At 70.3% G+C, this 15,709-nt stretch carries 15 protein-coding genes; all 15 read left to right on the forward strand.

Going from position 1 to position 15,709, the window contains the following annotated elements; translation table 11 throughout:
- The first annotated feature begins 103 nt into the window (after positions 1-103).
- Positions 104-925 carry an AraC family transcriptional regulator gene (locus C8D81_RS14625; RefSeq protein WP_229237969.1) on the forward strand — a complete coding sequence of 274 codons (822 nt, stop codon included), beginning with the start codon at positions 104-106 and terminating at the stop codon, positions 923-925.
- A gap of 256 nt (positions 926-1,181) precedes the next feature.
- Positions 1,182-2,294 carry an ArdC-like ssDNA-binding domain-containing protein gene (locus C8D81_RS14630; RefSeq protein WP_133626320.1) on the forward strand — a complete coding sequence of 371 codons (1,113 nt, stop codon included), beginning with the start codon at positions 1,182-1,184 and terminating at the stop codon, positions 2,292-2,294.
- Entirely contained in the window at positions 2,294-3,256 is a 963-nt protein-coding gene (locus tag C8D81_RS14635; RefSeq protein WP_133626321.1) for a bifunctional DNA primase/polymerase, read from the forward strand. The genes C8D81_RS14630 and C8D81_RS14635 overlap by 1 nt, the downstream gene beginning before the upstream one ends.
- Entirely contained in the window at positions 3,256-4,077 is an 822-nt protein-coding gene (locus C8D81_RS14640; protein WP_208109314.1) for a DUF2637 domain-containing protein, read from the forward strand. Before C8D81_RS14635 ends, C8D81_RS14640 begins: the two co-directional genes overlap by 1 nt.
- A complete protein-coding gene (locus tag C8D81_RS14645; protein WP_133626322.1) occupies positions 4,074-4,481 on the forward strand; it encodes a hypothetical protein in 408 nt (135 codons plus the stop codon). The genes C8D81_RS14640 and C8D81_RS14645 overlap by 4 nt, the downstream gene beginning before the upstream one ends.
- A gap of 6 nt (positions 4,482-4,487) precedes the next feature.
- Complete coding sequence (locus C8D81_RS14650) at positions 4,488-5,420, forward strand: hypothetical protein (RefSeq protein WP_133626323.1); 933 nt, start codon at positions 4,488-4,490, stop codon at positions 5,418-5,420.
- Positions 5,417-6,451 carry a ParB N-terminal domain-containing protein gene (locus C8D81_RS14655; protein WP_133626324.1) on the forward strand — a complete coding sequence of 345 codons (1,035 nt, stop codon included), beginning with the start codon at positions 5,417-5,419 and terminating at the stop codon, positions 6,449-6,451. Before C8D81_RS14650 ends, C8D81_RS14655 begins: the two co-directional genes overlap by 4 nt.
- A gap of 122 nt (positions 6,452-6,573) precedes the next feature.
- Positions 6,574-7,212 (forward strand): hypothetical protein, encoded by a 639-nt coding sequence (locus C8D81_RS14660; RefSeq protein ID WP_229237970.1) that lies wholly within the window; start codon positions 6,574-6,576, stop codon positions 7,210-7,212.
- Between the two features lie 16 nt (positions 7,213-7,228).
- On the forward strand, positions 7,229-8,884 hold the full coding sequence (locus C8D81_RS14665; RefSeq protein WP_133626326.1) for a M23 family metallopeptidase: 1,656 nt from the start codon (positions 7,229-7,231) through the stop codon (positions 8,882-8,884).
- A 276-nt stretch (positions 8,885-9,160) separates the two neighbouring features.
- A complete protein-coding gene (locus C8D81_RS14670; RefSeq protein ID WP_133626327.1) occupies positions 9,161-9,427 on the forward strand; it encodes a DUF6112 family protein in 267 nt (88 codons plus the stop codon).
- 226 nt (positions 9,428-9,653) lie between these two features.
- The gene (locus C8D81_RS14675; protein WP_208109339.1) at positions 9,654-9,926 is read left to right on the forward strand and encodes a DUF6112 family protein; all 273 of its coding nucleotides are present in this window, start codon (positions 9,654-9,656) and stop codon (positions 9,924-9,926) included.
- A 35-nt stretch (positions 9,927-9,961) separates the two neighbouring features.
- Positions 9,962-11,395, forward strand: coding sequence for a conjugal transfer protein TrbL (locus tag C8D81_RS14680; RefSeq protein WP_133626329.1), 1,434 nt, complete (start codon positions 9,962-9,964; stop codon positions 11,393-11,395).
- 6 nt (positions 11,396-11,401) lie between these two features.
- Positions 11,402-12,874 (forward strand): SCO6880 family protein, encoded by a 1,473-nt coding sequence (locus C8D81_RS14685; RefSeq protein WP_133626330.1) that lies wholly within the window; start codon positions 11,402-11,404, stop codon positions 12,872-12,874.
- Between the two features lie 89 nt (positions 12,875-12,963).
- Positions 12,964-14,199 (forward strand): hypothetical protein, encoded by a 1,236-nt coding sequence (locus C8D81_RS21320; RefSeq protein WP_208109315.1) that lies wholly within the window; start codon positions 12,964-12,966, stop codon positions 14,197-14,199.
- Positions 14,196-15,680, forward strand: coding sequence for an ATP-binding protein (locus tag C8D81_RS14700; RefSeq protein ID WP_133626331.1), 1,485 nt, complete (start codon positions 14,196-14,198; stop codon positions 15,678-15,680). The genes C8D81_RS21320 and C8D81_RS14700 overlap by 4 nt, the downstream gene beginning before the upstream one ends.
- Positions 15,681-15,709 lie beyond the last annotated feature (29 nt).

Below are 15,709 nucleotides of genomic sequence, written 5' to 3' on the forward strand. Positions count from 1 at the left end.
TGAACGCCTTCGCCATCACCTTCGCAGACCGCATGCCAGCCGCCGAGGACCGCTGACATGGAAACCGCCACTTACACCGTTCGTCGGACAGTCCCACGACTGCGTGAAGCTGATCTTCGTCCGTTCCGGTTCGGCGGTGTTGTTCAGCGAGTTCGGGCAGAAGCCCGTCAACGTGGGCGACGCGGTGATTCTCGGGGCGAACGTGTTGTGTGGCTCGGAGCCCGATGGGCATATCACGGTCACCACCATCTACCTGGACACCGACTATGTGATCGATCAGGTGTTCTGGCAGCACGCCGGGCTGTTGCAGGACCGGCTCGAAGCCCAGGGACTCGCCGAGACGGTCTACTCAGAGCCCGCGCAGATACTCCGCCTGGGTGAGGATCGCGCGGGGATGCTGATGCCGTGGCTGGATGAGCTGGTCGAGCGGAGCATCGACGGCGGCTTCGCCCGGAACTTCTACCGGATGCAGGCGGTGTGGTTCAGCATCGCCCACGTGATCGCCCCGTTCGTCAAGGTCTCCCCGGTGCGGATATCGGCGTCGCAGCGTGCGCATATCCGGCCCACGCTGCCGCGGCATCGTCAGTTCGCGCCGTTGCGAGCGGAAGCTCGCCAGGCCGCCGAGCTACTGCGCAACGCGCCCGCGGAACAGTGGACCCTCGACGCCCTGGCCGCGAGGGTGCATCTGTCGCCGTCGCAGCTCAGCCGGGTGTTCACCGATGCCTACGGCAAGACGCCGTTGGCGTATCTGACCATGCTGCGCGCCGAGCACCTTGCCAAGTCGTTGCGGGAGACCGATCTGCCGATCGAGGCTGCGATGCGGCGGGTCGGTTGGCGCAGCCGCGGACACGCCGCCCAGCAGTTCCGCAAGTACGTCGGGCTCACGCCTACCCGGTATCGGCAACTGACCTTTCGCGCGACCTGAACGCCGCTCCCGATCTGAGCATCACGAGCGGGATATCGGGAGCATCCCGGCACCGAACCCCACCGGGCTGGAGATTCCCGGTAGGCCGGTATGTCCTACGTCAGGCGCACCACGAGTTCTCCTGACGGCCAACCTACCGACCTCGTAGTTCGCTGACCGTCTCGACATACCTGCTGGATCTCCTGGCGCACCTCGTTGGTGCACCCGCCGCTCCCGACCGGAGCGCGTGGTCGATGCCGGGAGGAGGCCAGAGCAGATGGCGACGAGGCAGGAAGCTCGCGAAGCACGCGAGGCGAAGCTCGATGAGCTGCACGAGCGCCTGACCGGCGCCGTGGAACAGCTCGTGTCGGGGCCGGATTGGGCGCGGGCGTTGGCGTTCGCGGCGCGGTTCCGGTCGAGGAGCTTCAACAACACGCTGCTGATCTGGGTGCAGCATCAGGGTGCCTATGCGCAGGGCCGGGTGCCGGAGCCGTTCCCGTCGTATGTGGCCGGCTACAAGCAGTGGCAGGCCCTCGGACGGCAGGTGGAGAAGGGCCAGCCCGGCTACCAGATTCTGGCACCGGTGACCGGCAGGTTCGCCTCTGCCAACCCGGCGGATGCGGAGTCCTGGCGCCGTCTCGGGAAGGGTGAGAAGCCGCGTGCCGGTGAGGTGGTGCGCTCCAAGATGGTCGGCGTCCGGCCGGCGTATGTGTGGGACGCGAGCCAGACCACCGGTGACCCGATCCCCGAACCCCCGGCACCGCGGCTGCTGGAAGGCCAGGCGCCCGTCGGGTTGTGGGACGGCCTGGCGGCGCAGGTAGAGGCGACCGGGTTCTCGGTGCTGCGGGTGCCGCACGAGGGGATGATCCACGGCGCGAACGGGATGACCGACTACACCGCGAACACCGTCGCGGTGCGGGAGAACATGGACCCCGCCGCGCAGGTCAAGACCCTCGCCCACGAACTCGGCCACGTCCTCCTGCACGGCCCCGACGCCGACGAGGCCCGTCAGCACCGCGGCATCGGAGAAGTCGAAGCCGAATCCGTCGCGCTGATGATCGGCGCCGCCCACGGGATGGACACGTCCGGGTACACGATCCCGTACGTCTCCACCTGGGCAGCCCGCGTCGACGGCAAAGAGCCGGTCGAGGTCGTCAAGGCCACCGGTGAGCGGGTCCGCAAGACCGCCCTGGCGATCCTGGACCAGCTCGACACCGCGCAGGTCGGTGACGGCACTCCACCGAGTCTGGAGCGGGACGCGACCCACCGCGAGACACCCGCACATGCGCGACCGGCAGCCGAGCCGACTGCTCCGCGGCGGGTGGCGTCGTTGCCTGAACCAGGTGCGCGACCCTGCCCGGTGCCGGCGTTCGAGGGGCGGGGGCTGTGATGGTCGAGCACGGCGCCGTCTCCTCAGTGCTGTTGCGGATGAACGGGGCATGGCCGCTGTCGGCGGCCGCGCGCGAGTTCGCCCGTGCCGGAGTGCCGGTGTTCCCGTGCGCCCCGTATGGGAAGCGGCCGGCGACCGGGCATGGCTTCCACGACGCCACCACCAACCTGGATCAGATCGAGGCGTGGTGGCGGCAGTCGCCGGGCGCGAACATCGGCGTGCCCACCGGCGCCGCCGCGGGCGCAGTCGTGGTGGATGTCGATGTCCACGGTCCGGTCGATGGCCGCGCCAGCTTTGACCGCGCCGCCCGCGCCGGGCTGGTGAAGGGTTGGGAGCTGCTGGTGCGCACGCCCACCGGCGGGATACACGCCTATTACCCGGCCACGCCCGGCCAGGAGCAACGGTCGTGGCAGGCGGCCCGCGCGGGGATCGACTTCCGTGGCGACGGCGGCTACATCATCGTCCCGCCCTCGCTCCGCTCGATCGAGGGCACCACAAGCGGGTACCAGGTCGAGCAGGTCAACACCGGCCCTACGCGGACTCTGGATGCGCAGGGTTTGCGGGATTTCCTCGACCCCCGCCCGACACCGAGCCGTGCTGCTTCTGGCGGTGTGGATCGGGACGTCGATGTGTCTCGGCTGGCGGCGTGGGTGGCGGCCCGTGGCGAGGGTGAGCGGAACCGCGGCCTGTTCTGGGCGGCGTGCCGACTCGCGGAGAACGGGCTCCCGGCGTCGGATGCGCTCGATGTGCTGACCGCGGCCGCCGGTCACGCCGGGCTCGGAGACCGCGAAGTCGCCACCACGGTCCGCTCCGCCTACCGCACCGTCCACCCCGCACCCGCCCGACGTGGCGCACGCGATGGGTCGTCGCGGGTGCGGGGTTCCTCGCCGCTGGCCGCGGACGGTTGGTTCAGCCGCGATGTCAATCCGACTCCGGGGCCGTCGAGGGTGCGGGGGCTGTGATGACCACCCCGATCACGAGCAGCACGGTCGCGGGCAGGACCGCGGGGCGCCGGTGGGCGGTGGTGACGGCGGTGTCGGGGACGGTGTTCATCGCCGCCGGCGCGTTCTGGCTGTCCTTCACCGCGCTGGCCGACCTCGCGGCGCGGTCGGGTGTGGGTGCGGGTCAGGCGTGGGCGTGGCCGCTGATCGTGGACGGCATCATCGTCGTCGCGACCGTCGCGGTCGTCGCCCTCGCAGGTCAACGGTCGGCGTGGTATCCGTGGGTGCTGCTGATCGGCGGCGCCGCGGTGTCGGTGACAGCGAATGCGATCCACGCCGTGGTCGCCGCCGACGCCGACGTGCCCGGCGTGCTCGCCGCGTCGGTGGCGGCGGTACCGCCGGTGGTGCTGCTGGCGATCACCCACTTGACCGTCATCCTCACCCGCCCCACACCCGGCACCGGCGGCCCCGCGGTCTCGGGCGGGACACCGGCAGCGATGAGCACCCACCCCACACCCGGCACGGGCGGCCCCGATGAAGCAGTCGGCCTCGCGGCGTCGAACCGTTCGGTCCTCGACGCACCGCCGCCGTCACAGCCGCGGGAGCTGACCGCACCGCACACCGCGGGCGAGCCAGCTCATAGGGCGGGCAGGAACGTGCCCGACACGTCTACGTCCGCACCGGCACCGGAGCGCAGGGACCGGGCGGCTGAGCTGCGGGATGAGGGCTGGTCGAACAAGCGCATCGCCCGCGAACTCGGTGTGCATCCGTCCACGGTCGGGCGCTGGTTCACGGCTGCGCACCTTCCTGACAGAAGCGATGGTGAGGAGGAGACCCGATGAACGGGAACCCACACGAACAACACGAACAGCACGAGCGGCGACGGGCGATCCCCGAGCCAGTGGACGAGCGACCGGCACCGGTCGAGAGGACGGGCACGCCGGATGCGGTGGAAGCCGCGACGGTGGCCCGCGAGGACCAGGACAGCGCGCCCGCGCATCAGAGGCGGGCGCGGGGTGTGGAGTGGGTGCGGCCCACGGACCTGATCGCCCGGCACGGGGCGACGCTGTCGGGGCGGGGTATCGACTTCGAGGCCGAGCTGGGCCGCCGCGCCCGCGCCCCGATCGCGAACCGGATGCACGACCTCGCCGACCGGGCGCGGCGGTTGCCGCCGCTGTCCGCGTTCGGCCGCAGCGGTGCTACTCCCGAGGGGCCGGTGCGCTCGGGTGTCGGGATGACCAGGTGACCGGCCATGACCACCACGACACATCACGACCACGGCGGTGAGCCGGTGGAGGACTTCACCACGGGTGAGGGCCTGCGTGCCCTGCTGGACCGGCTGTACGAGGCGGGCGAGGGCGCATGGGCGTCCGACCCCGTGGCGCGGGAGCTGATGGCCTACGTGGCGCAGAAGTACACCCCTTTGGCGCGCAAGCACGGCCTCGATCCGTGGGAGGCCGCGACGGCGGCGTTCGATGCGATGCAGTACGCCTCTACCAGGCGCGCGGACGATCCGTGGGCGATGGTCACCCACGGGGTGCGGATCACCTGCATCTTCGAGGAACGCGCCCAAGGACTGCTCTGCTCGGTCCACCAAGCCCGCCGCCCGCACGTGTCCGCGTTCCACGACCCCGAGCGGTTCGGCGACCGGGACAACCCGCTGACCGACTATCACCCGGCCTTCCACGTCACCGACCCCACCTCGGCGGACACCGAGACCGACGCCCGCACCGATGCGGACGACAACGGCGGTTCCGGCGGCGGGTCGGATCGGGCGTGCATGTCCGCGGGATCGGCGGCCGAGGACGCCATCGCCTTGCTGTGCCTGCTGGGCTGGGCGCCGGAGACCGCGCGGGCCTCGGTCGAGCACGTGTGCGGGGCGCTGATGCGGGCCGGCACCCGGCAGTCGGCGTACGAGGGGCTGCGGCGGGACCGGCACGCCCGCGTCCTACTGGACCTGCCCGGCCGATCCTGGACCGTGCTGCTGCGGGCACTGCTCGGCAACCCCCACCCCGCCTACGCCGCCACGAACGCCGGGAAGGGCGTGCTGCTGCGGCTGCTGATCGGCGAGACGCTGCCGGTGCTGCTACGCGACGACGACCTGGTGCTGGCCCTGTCTCTGGCCGCCCCAGCCCATCGCGACCGGAAGCGCGACCGTGATCGTGGCGGGGGTGATGGGGTGTGAGTGAGGTGCAGGCCGGCGGAGTCCAGCTCGACCGGGTGGTGGACTCCATCATCGTCGGGACACGGCACCGGGCCGACCTGGGCGACATCGACGCCCTGGCCGCCTCCATCGCACGCGAGGGCCTGCTGCAACCGCTGACGGTCACCATCGACGGAGTGCTGGTGTGCGGGGCACGGCGGTTGGCGGCGATCAAGCAGCTCGGTTGGCGCACCGTCAACGTGTGGGTGAGGAGCGGCTTGTCGGATCGTCTCGGGCAGTTGCTGGGCGAGCAGGACGACAACATGCTGCACAAGCCGCTGACTCAGCTCGAAGCCGCCGCCCTGTACCGGGAGCTGAAACAGGAGATGGCCCAGGACGCCGCCCGCCGGCAGGCCGCGACCCGCTTCACCAGCGACCATCAGCCCGGAAGCGACGGTGGTGGACAATGTCCACCACCGTCAACCGGGTCAGACAAGCAGTTCGGTAAGACCCGCGAGCAGGCCGCCGCCATGATCGGCGGCGGCGCCTCGTACAAGACCTTCGAGCGGATCGGCTACCTCGAACGCATCGCCGCCGACCCCGCCCAACCCGAACCCCTGCGCGCGCAAGCCACTGCGGGGTTGGAGCAGATCGAGGCCGGCGCCCCAGTGCACCCGATCTTCCAAGCCGTCCGCGACGCCGCGACCATCGCGCAGGACGTGAGGGAGGCCGACCTGCACCAGATGGCCGACGAGGCCGTCGCCCGCGCCACTGCCGCCAAGAAGCAGAAGGGCAAGACGCCGGTACCGCGTCCGGTGCCGCTGATCGGCGGGGATGGTGAGCCGGTGCGGTATCCGGTGCGGGCGTTCATCCACACCTGGGGCGAGCTGACCGAGTGGTGGACCCACTACGACGTCGCTCAGCTCGCCGCCGAGCTGAGCGAGGAGCAGATCGCGGGCTTCCTGGACACGGCCGAGGGCACAAGCGGGTTCGCCGAGGAGCTGCGCGCCGCCCGCGACCGCGAACCGGCCGACGACGCGCCCTCGGTCAGAGGGCACCTGCGCGCCCTCTGACCATCCCGTCCGCCTGCCCGGTCCTCCGGGTGGCGCGAGTGCACCTCTCGGGTATGAAGAACCCCTTGGCCTCGTCTGATACTCGTTCCCGTCACCGGATCATCGCACTCATCGCTGCTCTCGTGGTGATCGTGGTGCTGGCCGGGGTGGGCGTCTACGGCCTCCTGACCGGACCGCCCACGAGCGATCGCGACCACGACCACGACCACGACGGCGACACACCATCGGGTCCGGTGGTCACCACTCCTGGTGAGCCGACGCCGACCTGGACACCGCGGCTACCGACCGTGGAGGCGTCGGATGACCCGGAGACCTTCGCCCGCAACGTCGCCGAGGCGTTGTTCGCCTGGGACACCGCCTCGGGGTTGATGCCCTTGGACTACAGCGCAGTGGTCCTCGCCGTGGGCGACCCTTCGGGTGCGGAGCAGGCCGGACTCGCCTCCGACGTCGCCGCCTACCTCCCCTCGCGGGAGGCCTGGCTGGAGCTGCGCCAGTACGCCACCACCCAGCACCTCACGATCCAGAACGCCTTCGTCCCCGAGGCGTGGGACACGGCAGTGGAACAGGCCCAACCCGGACAGCTCGCCGAAGGCACCAACGCCTACACGATCGAGGGCACCCGCCACCGCACCGGGACCTGGAACGACGAGCAGGTGACCTCCGAGCATGCGGTGGCGTTCACCGTGTTCATCGTCTGCGGCCCCACGTACGACACCTGCCACCTGCTGCGTCTGTCCCAGCTCGACAACCCACTGCGTTGAGAACCAGGGGGCCGTCGTGTTGAAGAAGGTCGCCGTCGCCGCGCTCGTCCTACTGTTCTTCGGACCCGCCCTGGCGTTGCTCTCGGTCGGGGTGCTGATGAACCCCGCCGCGACCGCCACCGCCACCTGCACCGTCAACGGGAGCGGAGTCACGGTCGGGGAAGTCCCCGACGAGCTGGAGGTCACCACCGCCAACGGTGAGACCTTCACCCTGAACCGGCAACAGCTCACCCACGCCGCCACGATCATCGAGACCGGCTCCGGCATCGACGGCGTAAGTCGCGACGGCCTCGTCATCGCGTTGATGGCCGCGCTCACCGAGTCCACCCTGCGGATGCTCTCCAACACCTCCGCCTACCCCGAGAGCGCGAACTACTCCAACGACGGCGACGGCTCAGACAACGACAGCCTGGGCCTGTTCCAGATGCGGCCGCAGTCAGGGTGGGGCACCGTCGCCGAGCTGATGGACCCCGTCTACCAGGCGCAGGCGTTCTTCGGCGGCCCCACCGGACCCAACCACCCGAGCCCCAGGGGGCTGCTGGACATCCCCGGCTGGGAGGAGATGGACAAGGGCGAGGCCGCCCAAGCCGTCGAAGTGTCCGCCTACCCGGACCGGTACCGGAACTACGAGCCGGTCGCCGAGACCATCCTCACCACCCTCACCACCACGCCGAACGGCACTGGTGACGGCGCGGTTGTTCCGGTCGCGCAGACCGGCGGGCCGGAGTCGGCACGGGTGGTGTTCCCCGTCCCGGAGGGCACCTGGGTGCTCACCTCCGAGTACGGGCCGCGAGTGCATCCGATCACCGGGGAGGACTCCTTCCACACCGGCACCGACTTCGCCGCCCCGGACGGCACCCCGCTGCTCGCGGCAGCCGATGGCACCGTCACGGTGGCGGAGTTCTCCGGCGGATACGGCGGGCTCATCGTCATCGAGCACACCATCGGCGGCCAGACGGTCGCGACGGCGTATGCGCACATGTGGGAGCACGGCATCCACGTCCAAGCCGGCGACACCATGACCGCCGGGCAGCACATCGGCGACATCGGCTCCTCCGGCAACTCCACGGGTCCGCACTTGCATTTCGAGGTCCGCATCGGCGGCACTGATGGGGAGCACACCGACCCCGCCGCCTGGCTCAACTCCCATGACGCGGCCGACCTGCGCGAACCCGAGACCGGCACGCCGGGCCAGGACTGTGAGCCCGAGAACGGAGGTGCGCCTGGTGGGGCGCCGGAGCCGTTCGAGGGCGACCCGAACCAGATGGTCGACGACCCCACCACAGGCGGGCAGATCACCGCCCGGATGCTGCACCTGTACACCCAGACCATCGCCGCGTTCCCCGACACGAGCTGGGCCTGCTACTCACCGCGCCCCGGCACCGTCTCCGAGCACCCCCTCGGCCGCGCCTGCGACGGCACCTTCGGCAACGCCATCGGCTCCCACCCCACCCCGGCACAGCGTGAACTCGGCTGGGACGTCACCAACTGGATGAAGACGCACGCCGAAGCCCTGGGCGTGGAGTACCTGATCTGGGACGGCCGCATCTGGTCGCTCGCCCGCGACAGCGAAGGGTGGCGTCCCTACGACGGCGGCGGGATGCACGACCCCGGCGACGTGACCGGCGGACACTACGACCACCTGCACGTCACCGTGTCTCAGAATCCGTGATTTTCGCTTACATCTGATGCACGAATCATGCATCAGATGTAAGCGCCGGATCGGCCACCGTCCCGGTCACAGCGGCCGCTGAGGCGGTGCTGGCGATCCGCGCGAGTGCCCTGGTCAGGCGTCGTTCCGCAGGACCCGGCGGGTGGTCCCGGAGCGGCTGGGCCCGCGGGTCGCACCTCCCGGTATGAGGGCTATTCCGGCAGTTCGATCATCGGACACCACCAGCATCACGTCTGCCCGCTGCGCCCGCGAAGGGCGCGCCCGTGGTGATGCGGCATGAACGTGTTCCCGGACTTCGACGGGCTCGGCGGCATCGGCGACCTCCGGGCCGTGATCGGTGCGCTGCTCACGTTCGTGCTGATCGTCGCGGTGCTGATGCTGATCGTGTCCGCGATCGTGTGGGCCATCGCCGCCGCGAACGGCAACCATGCGATGGCCGGCAAGGGCCGCACCGGCGTCCTCGTCGCCCTCGGCGCCGCCGTGCTGGCCGGCGGCGGAGTGGCGTGGATGAACTGGCTGCTCGCCCTCGGCGACCAGCTCTGACGTCACTCCATCACCACCACTGATGCCGTCTCGGCCCTTGCCGGGCGGGGCGGCATCCGTCTGTTGCGGGCCTCTGAGCGGTGGGACTCGGCGAGTGGATGTGTGGGCGCACCTGACACGTGAACCCGTCCGTGTTCCCCGCCCTCGCCGGCGGGTCCGCATCTGTCAGGAGCCCATCGTGTTCGACCTTGCCGCCACCCTTCTCACCGCACCGCTCGTGCTGCCGATGGATATCGACATCGACCCCAACAGCGACGGCCTGCCCGGTATCGCGCAGTTGCGCACCATCGTTGGCGCCATCATGACCGTCGGCCTCATCCTCTCCGTCCTCGCTCTCATCGTCAGCGCGATCGTGTGGGGCTTCGGCGCCAACTCCTCCAACCCCCACCTCGCCGGTAGGGGCAAGGTCGGCGTCCTCGTCTCCTGCGGCGCCGCGGTGATCTGCGGCGCGAGCGTGACGCTCATCAACTTCTTCTGGAACGTCGGCCAGCAGGTCTGAACACCTATCCATCGAGCTAGGAAGCAGGTTCTGTGATGGGTGTCTGCGACGTCCCTGTCATCTCTTCCGTCTGCGACGCGGTCGGCGAGGGCGCCGCGTCGCTGGTGGCGGCGCCGTTCGATTGGCTCGCCCAAGCGATGGGCGCCGCCGCCGGCTGGCTGTTCGAGGCCGTCTGGACGGTCTTCGACACCACCACCCTCGTGGACGTCACCAGCCCGGAGTACGTGAGCGTCTACAACATCCTGTTCGGCATCGCCGTGTTCGTGATGCTGATCTTCTTCTGCCTCCAGCTCATCACCGGACTCATCCGACGTGACCCCACCGCGCTCTCCCGAGCCGCGTTGGGGTTGGCGAAATCGGTGCTCGGCAGCTTCGTGGTCATCACCCTCACCGCCCTGCTGCTGGAGATCGTGGACCAGCTCTGCGTCGGGATCATCCAGGCCGCCGGGGAGACCACCGAGAGCATGGGTGACAAGATCGCCCTGCTCGCTGCCGGCCTGGTCGGGATCAACATCGCCGCCCCCGGTGTCGGGGCGATCATCACGATCTTCCTCGCCGGTCTCGCTATCGCCGCCGCCGCGATCGTGTGGCTGTCGTTGCTGGTGCGGAAGGCGTTGCTGTTGGTGGCGATCGTGTTCGCGCCGCTGGCGTTCTCCGGTGCGTCGTGGGACGCCTCGCGGGGGTGGATCAGCAAGTGGGCGATGTTCGTGATCGCGCTGATCGTGTCCAAGCTCGTGCTGGTCGTGATGTTCCTGGTCGCGATCACCCAAGTCAGTGCCCCGATCGATGGAGACCTGGCCTCGATCAGTGATCCCATCGCGGGGATCGTGCTGATGGCGATGGCCGCGTTCGCGCCCTATCTGACCTACAAGTTCATCGCGTTCGTCGGGTTCGACATGTACCACGCCATCGGCTCCGAACAAGACGCCAAGAACGCCCTCAACCGCCCCGTCCCCACCCCCTCGAAGCCGCAGGGCGGCGCGGAGCCGAACAAGGTCCTCGAAGGCAACGACGACGGCGGTGGTCCTGGAGGTGGCGGGGGTGGTGGGAAGAAGCCACCGGAGCCGAAGAACGCTGCACCAGCGTCCTCCAGCGGCACCGCTGGCGCAGGCGGCAAGACCGCCGGCGGCAGCTCGTCAGGAGCCGGCGCGGGTGGCGGGGCGGGCGCTGGGGCTGGCGCTGGTGCGGCGGCGGCTGGTCCGGCGGCGGCCGCGGTGGTGGCCGCGAAGGTCGCCAAGGACGCCGCCACCGCCGGACCGAAGGCCGGCAAGGCCCTCGGCAACCAAGGTGAGAGCGCCGCCGATGCCGCGGGCCAGACCGGCAGCACCCCGCCGCCCGCGCAGGCACCACCGCCCTCGACGCCGGCTCCCAAGACGCCCACAGGCGGGTCGTCCGGATCGTCGCAGGCGGAGTCGCGTCCGCCGAGGCAGCCCCCGCCGCCGTCGCCGAAGCCGACCGGAAAGCAGTGAGCTGCCATGCCTGCGAAGCAGAACGAGCCCACGGGGTCGTCGGGCGAGCTGGTGCCGGTGAAGTTCTCCCGTCTCACCCGCCGTGGCGTGCTGCTGGGGCTGTCGCTGGCGCAGCTCATCACCCTCGCCATCGGCATCCTGTCCATCGTCGGTGCCCTGTACGCCGGGGGCGGCATCCTGCTCGCCTACACCGCGCCCATCTGGGTCATCGCCGCCTGCTTGACGTGGATACCCATCGCGGGGCGGCCGGCGGTCGAGTGGTTGCCGGTCGCGTGCTGGTGGCTCTGGCGCACTACCGGCGGACAGCTCCTCTACCGACGCCGGATCGTGAAACCGCGGCCGGTGGGCACACTTGCGCTGCCCGGCGACCAGGCCAGGCTGCGGGAGTACACCGACCCCGAAACGAACGCCGGGATGATCCACGACCCCACCGCCAGCACGCTGACCGTCGTGTGCGAGGTGACGCATCCCGCGTTCGTGCTCCTCGATCCGGGCGAGCAGGAACGGCGGGTGACCTCGTGGGGTCGTGTCCTGGCCACCGTGTGCCGCTCCGGGCGCATCGCGACCTTGCAGGTGCTGGAACGCACCTTGCCGGACTCCGGCACCGGGCTCGCCGAATGGTGGGCCAGCCACGGCACGGCCGACGACTCCTGGGCCGCCCAGACATACGCCGAGCTGATCGAGCGGGCCGGTCCCGCCGGCGAACGGCACGCGACCACGCTGTCGCTGGCGTTGGACATGAACGCGAGCGCGCGGCAGATCAGGACCGCCGGCGGCGGCCTGCGTGGTGCGGCCGCGGTCCTGCGGCAGGAGATGAACACCCTGGTCGCGGCGTTGCGCTCGGCCGACCTGTCACCGTCCGGCTGGCTCAGTCCGGGGCAGATCGCGGTGATCCTGCGCAGCGCGTATGACCCGGCGATCGCCGCCACCCTGGAGCGCCACGGGCAGCTCGGCCAGGACTTGGCGACCGCCGGCCCGGTGGCGGTCAACGAGTCCTGGGGTCGCATCCGCACCGACTCGGCGCACCACGCGGTGCTGTGGGTCTCCGAGTGGCCCCGCTCGCTGGTCTATCCCGGCTTCCTCTCTCCGGTCCTGCTCTCGACGGGCATCCAGCGCAGCTTCTCGTTGCTGTGCACGCCGATGCGCTCCGACGCCGCGGCCCGCGACATCCGGAAGAAGAAGGTCGAGCACATCTCCGATCAGGCTCAGCGGGCCAAGATCGGGCAGATCGAGGACGCCGCCCAGACCGCGGAATACCACGACGTTCTCCAACAGGAGGCCGACCTGACCGCCGGCCACGGCGTGCTCCGCTATACCGGCCTCATCTCCGTCTCCGCCCCCACCGTCGAAGAACTCGACGCCGGGGTGGCGGCGATCGCACAGGCCGCCATCCAAGCTTCCTGCGAGACCCGCCTCCTGGTCGGGCAGCAGGCCGCCGCGTTCACCGCCGCCGCGCTCCCGCTCTGCCGCCGTATCTGACCCCGGCCCGTGCGTGGGTGGGCGGGTGCACCTGACCGGTGGCCCCCGAATCACCGGGGGTTCTCGCCCACGTTGCCAGGGAGGCCGTCATGCCCACGTTCCACGACCCGCTCGCCGATCCCGCCGAGGCATCTGAGGCGATGCGCGGTCTCGCCCACGCCAGTCGCGTGTTCGATGACCCGGCCGACACCTACACCGTGTTCGGCGACCTCACCGCTGCCATGCGATCGCTGAGGCAGGTGCTCGACCAGCTCGCCGCCACCCACCTCGCCCACCGGGACAGCGCGCACCACGACGACGGCGACCACCTCGCCGGGGACCGCTCAGCCCTCGCCGCCGCGGACGAGCTGCACCAGGCCGGCACCCTACTCGACCAGGCCCACGACCACCTCAACGCCGCGTTCTCCCACTCGGGTCGCATCGCCTGGCACCCCGCACCCCCACAGACCGGCCTCGATCATGACGCCCCCGTGCCCACGACGGTTACCGCTGGGACGCTGCGGCTGACGGTCTGGCCGGACACCCCGGTGGGCGAGCATCAGCGCTACGCCTACCGGATCACCGACACCACCACCGGGCAGGAGCTGGAGGGCCGGGACCTGTTCACCGGCATCGGCCAGCCCGTCGACCCCGACCACGCGATCCGCGACCTCGCGACCTTCCTCGGCGCCGCCGGTGAAGCCCGTCAGTACGCCCTCGACCACCCCGACAGCACTACCGAGCACGCGGGGCTATTCCCGGAATGGGTGGCCGAGGGAGCCCGCACCAACACCGACGCCCTCACCGAACTCACCGAGCTGGTCGAACCCACCGAACGGACGGCTCCGGCCGAGGTGTCCAGGCCCGAGCGGCAGTGGATCAGCGTGGTGTTCCTCCAAGGCGAGGAAGCCGACGAAGTGCTGGACCTAATCGACCGGGACGGCACCGCCGCGGGCATCGAGCACCTGAAGGGCTGGGACTACGGGGAGGAGACCACTCAGGCGGCGCTGGAGAACGGCTACGTCTACGACGAGCCTCCGACCGGGGCGCTGGATCGGGTGGTCACCGGCGAGGATGGCTACGCCTTGACCTATAACCCGTTCGCCGGACACGTCAGCCTCCTGCGCGAGCACCACGCCCCGCCAGCCGACGCGCTCGGCGACGCCGGTGTGGTGTCAGCGCGCGAGGCGGTCGACGGGCTCGGCGGCCCCACCTCCGAGCCGGCGCCATCGCCGGCGCCGAAGCAGCGGGCGGCGTCCGAGCGGTCGCGCAGGGCACCTGATCCGTCCTGGTTCGCGCATCCCGGCGTCGCCGCGGTGAAGCAGTCCCGAGGACTCTCGCTATGACCGAGAGTGAGCCCGAGCGGCTGCACACCTCCGTCCTGGTCGCTCCCGCCGCCGAGCGCCGTCGGCTGCGCAAGCAACGCCGACAGGCCGCCGCCCGCCTCCAAGCCGAACAACGCCAGGCCGAGAAGCAGGCGGCGCGAGCGAGAGCCGAAGCCGAGAAGGTCGAGCGGCGCGCGACGACCTATCTGCCGGCGGCCGGCGAGCCCGGCCCGGCCGCGCTCCGGTCACCGGGCCGGTTCCGGCTACCCCGGCACCAGGACACCAGCGCGACGTTGGCCGGGGCGTATCCGTTCGTCGCCGAAGGCGGCCTCGGCTCCGATGGGGTGTTCGTGGGACAAGACCTCTACTCCGGCGGCAGCTTCGTCTACGACCCGTGGGTGCTGTATGCCCGCGGGATCATCACGGCACCCAACATCGTCCTGGCCGGGATCGTCGGCTCCGGCAAGTCCTCCCTCGCCAAGTCCCTCTACACCCGGTCCCTGCCGTTCGGGCGCCGCGTCTACATGCCCGGTGACCCGAAGGGCGAGCACACCGCCGTCGCCGAAGCGGTCGGCGGACGGGCGATCGTCCTTGGCCATGGTCTGAATACGAGACTGAACCCGCTCGATGAAGGCCACCGGCCCTCCGGTCTCTCGGATGAGCAATGGACCTCCACGGTCGCCTCTCGGCGTCGTGACCTGATCGGCGCCCTCGCCGAGACCGTGCTCGCACGGGGGTTGACGCCGTTGGAGCACACCGCGATCGACCTCGCCCTGACCCAGGCGGTGCGGGAGAACGACGTGCCGATCCTGCCCACCGTGGTCGACCACATCCTCAACCCCACCCACGACGACCACGATGGCGGGCGCCTGGCCGAGGACGGCCGGCTCGTCGGCCACGCCCTACGCCGCCTCGTCGCCGGAGACCTCGGCGGGCTCTTCGACGGCCCGAGCACCGTCGCCTTCGACCCGTCGCTGCCGATGATCAGCCTCGACCTGTCCCGGGTCACCGAGAACTCCACGCTCATCAGCGTGTTGATGACGTGTTCGTCGGCGTGGATGGAGTCCGCGCTGCTGGACCCGGCCGGCGGGCAACGGTGGGTGATCTACGACGAAGCCTGGCGGCTCATGTCCCACCCCGCGCTGCTCAGGCGCATGGACGCGCACTGGAGGCTCGCCCGCCATTACGGGATCGCGAACATGCTGATCTTCCACAAGCTCACCGACCTCGACAACGTGGGCGATCAGGGCTCAGCCATGCGATCCCTCGCCAACTCTTTGTTGGCGAACGCGGAAACCCGGATCGTCTACCGGCAAGAGTCCGACCAACTCGGCCCCACCGCGAAGGCCCTCGGGCTGACCGGGACCGAACAGAAGCTCCTCCCCACCCTCAGCGTCGGCCAAGGGTTGTGGAAGATCAAGTCCAGAAGCTTCATCTCGCAGCACCAACTCCATCCCGTCGAACTGGACCTGTTCGACACTCGGCAACGCATGGAGACGTAGCCGAACGCTGAAGGCGCCGTGGCGCCGGC

Source organism: Enemella evansiae (assembly GCF_004362375.1).
Taxonomy (GTDB): Bacteria; Actinomycetota; Actinomycetes; order Propionibacteriales; family Propionibacteriaceae; genus Enemella; species Enemella evansiae.

Excerpts from the sequence above, each read along its gene's own strand:
- C8D81_RS14630 (WP_133626320.1), top strand. The coding sequence starts at position 1,182 with ATGGCGACGAGGCAGGAAGCTCGCGAAGCACGCGAGGCGAAGCTCGAT.
- C8D81_RS14640 (WP_208109314.1), top strand. The coding sequence starts at position 3,256 with ATGACCACCCCGATCACGAGCAGCACGGTCGCGGGCAGGACCGCGGGG.
- C8D81_RS14650 (WP_133626323.1), top strand. The coding sequence starts at position 4,488 with ATGACCACCACGACACATCACGACCACGGCGGTGAGCCGGTGGAGGAC.
- C8D81_RS21320 (WP_208109315.1), top strand. The coding sequence starts at position 12,964 with ATGCCCACGTTCCACGACCCGCTCGCCGATCCCGCCGAGGCATCTGAG.
- C8D81_RS14635 (WP_133626321.1), top strand. The coding sequence starts at position 2,294 with ATGGTCGAGCACGGCGCCGTCTCCTCAGTGCTGTTGCGGATGAACGGG.
- C8D81_RS14685 (WP_133626330.1), top strand. The coding sequence starts at position 11,402 with ATGCCTGCGAAGCAGAACGAGCCCACGGGGTCGTCGGGCGAGCTGGTG.
- C8D81_RS14670 (WP_133626327.1), top strand. The coding sequence starts at position 9,161 with ATGAACGTGTTCCCGGACTTCGACGGGCTCGGCGGCATCGGCGACCTC.
- C8D81_RS14680 (WP_133626329.1), top strand. The coding sequence starts at position 9,962 with ATGGGTGTCTGCGACGTCCCTGTCATCTCTTCCGTCTGCGACGCGGTC.
- C8D81_RS14675 (WP_208109339.1), top strand. The coding sequence starts at position 9,654 with ATGGATATCGACATCGACCCCAACAGCGACGGCCTGCCCGGTATCGCG.
- C8D81_RS14700 (WP_133626331.1), top strand. The coding sequence starts at position 14,196 with ATGACCGAGAGTGAGCCCGAGCGGCTGCACACCTCCGTCCTGGTCGCT.
- C8D81_RS14645 (WP_133626322.1), top strand. The coding sequence starts at position 4,074 with ATGAACGGGAACCCACACGAACAACACGAACAGCACGAGCGGCGACGG.